This window comes from Burkholderia sp. E168m23 (genome assembly GCF_016586125.1).
Lineage (GTDB): Bacteria > Pseudomonadota > Gammaproteobacteria > Burkholderiales > Burkholderiaceae > Burkholderia > Burkholderia orbicola.
Map to the genome: position 1 here is coordinate 1 of NZ_BCPP01001223.1, position 1,720 is coordinate 1,720.

The 1,720-nt window shown below is 57.4% G+C and carries 4 protein-coding genes; 2 read left to right on the forward strand and 2 right to left on the reverse strand.

Features of this window, described 5'->3' with window-relative positions; genetic code table 11:
* Positions 1-168: cation:dicarboxylate symporter family transporter (locus JMF90_RS35920; RefSeq protein WP_201326236.1), on the reverse strand; the 168-nt coding region annotated here is incomplete at its 3' end.
* Positions 152-814, reverse strand: a complete 663-nt coding sequence (locus JMF90_RS35925; protein ID WP_011549131.1) for a GntR family transcriptional regulator — start codon at positions 812-814, stop codon at positions 152-154. The genes JMF90_RS35925 and JMF90_RS35920, both read right to left, overlap by 17 nt.
* Positions 815-964: 150 nt before the next feature.
* Between JMF90_RS35925 and JMF90_RS35930 the strand changes: the two genes are divergently transcribed.
* Positions 965-1,429, forward strand: a complete 465-nt coding sequence (locus tag JMF90_RS35930; protein WP_011549132.1) for a GNAT family N-acetyltransferase — start codon at positions 965-967, stop codon at positions 1,427-1,429.
* A 45-nt stretch (positions 1,430-1,474) separates the two neighbouring features.
* Positions 1,475-1,720, forward strand: a 246-nt coding sequence (locus JMF90_RS40475; protein ID WP_236598116.1) for a hypothetical protein, incomplete at its 3' end; no start/stop codon positions are given.

The window sequence follows — 1,720 nt, forward strand, 5'->3', positions numbered from 1 at the left end:
CAGGAAAATCAGCGGCATGACGACCATCTTGATCGCGTGGCCGAACATCGCGCTCAGAAAGCCCAGCTTCGCGGCAAAGCCTGGAGCAAATACGCCGCAAGCGGCGCCCAGGACAAGCCCGCCAAGCATTTGCATCGGGAGGGAAAGCCCTTTATTTTTCGTGTTCATGCCGTGCCTTTAGCAGTTTGATCCGTGCCGGCGTACCGTCAACGATGTGATTCCACATATGCTGACGCGCCAGCTCGCCGTCGTTCGCTTCGATTGCGTGAAAGATGTGCAGGTGTTCGATCGTGCCGCGCCGAACGGTTTCAGCGTCGCCACGCGGGAGTTCGTTCAGGGCCAGGGTCTGGGCTCGCAATAGACCATACGCCGATGAGATACGCACGTTCCGTGCGGCGGCGAACAACTCCTGATGAAACACCCAGCCGATACGTTGCTCGAGCATGATGTCCGCGACGTCCCGGTCAAGCAGTTCCTGCATTTTTGCTGCCGCGTCGCGAAGGCCTGCCGTCACGCCCGACCTCGCTGCAAGAAACGCCGCGGTACTCTCCAGGGCCAGCCGCATTTCGAAAATTTCGCGGAGATCGCTGGTAGTCGGCGACGCAACATAGGTGCCACTCTTTTCGATGACGACGACCAACCCTTCGGATTCGAGCAAATGCAATGCGCTGCGCACGGGCATTTGGCCGAAGCCGAGTTCGTCGGACAGGCCCCGGTGGGATACTTTCTGCCCGGGCGCAAAGCGGCCGTCAAAGATCCTCGCTCGGATCTCCTCGTAGGCAAGCTCTGCATCTGTCGAGACTTTCGACGTCATCTGTGATCGCAGTTAGCGTATGATTGTAAAAGAAGTGACGGATAGGAAATTACCCTTACTGGTAACGCACGGCAACTGCTAATTTTGCGAGTGGGTATACCGAAAGAAAACTGGAAGAAAATCTGCGTCACGAAGAGAGCCGATAATTATATGACTTCACAAGGTGTGCGCTTTACCATCTGTGCCGTCCGTGCGGAAGAAACCTATCCCCTCAGGGCCGCGATCCTGATGGCGGGAGATGAAGAGGGAAGCGCTTTACACGGAGATCACGCGCCAACCACCCTGCATTTTGCCGTTCGTGACAACGACACTATTGTCGCCGTGGCATCCGTATGTAAAGAAGGACAATCCGGCGTGCCGAACGCGGAAGCCTGGCGCCTGCGCGGCATGGCCGTCCATCCGTCGGTCCGCGGTCTGGGGTTCGGCCGTCTGCTGGTCAATCTGTCCATTCGCCACGTGCGCGAACAGCGCGGCACGCTGCTGTGGTGCACGGCACGCGAGTCGGCCTACCAGTTCTATGAAATGCTCGGCTTTAATCGCGATCCGATTCCGATTTCGCTGCATGGCCGCGACGACATGAAATTCTATCTAATGCAGCGCCCGATCGAATGCTGAGTTTCGTCCACGACTGACGTTCGTTCGAACGCAATTCGGGGGCCGATGTCACGCAGTTGGCTACCGGCCCGAAAAACCCGTTCAACCGGCGCCCGCCTGAGCCGGTTCGCCCGCGCGAAGATCGAGATCGCTTGCGGCGCCTTTTCCCCACAGAAGAATCACCCGAAGCTATCCGCCGCTGTATCACATGCGGAAAGCGCTTACGACTTATACGGTCACGCATTAATCAATCGCGCCTTTCATTTCGATTATCGCAATCCGAAAGCAAATGGAACGGTAACCACCGGTACT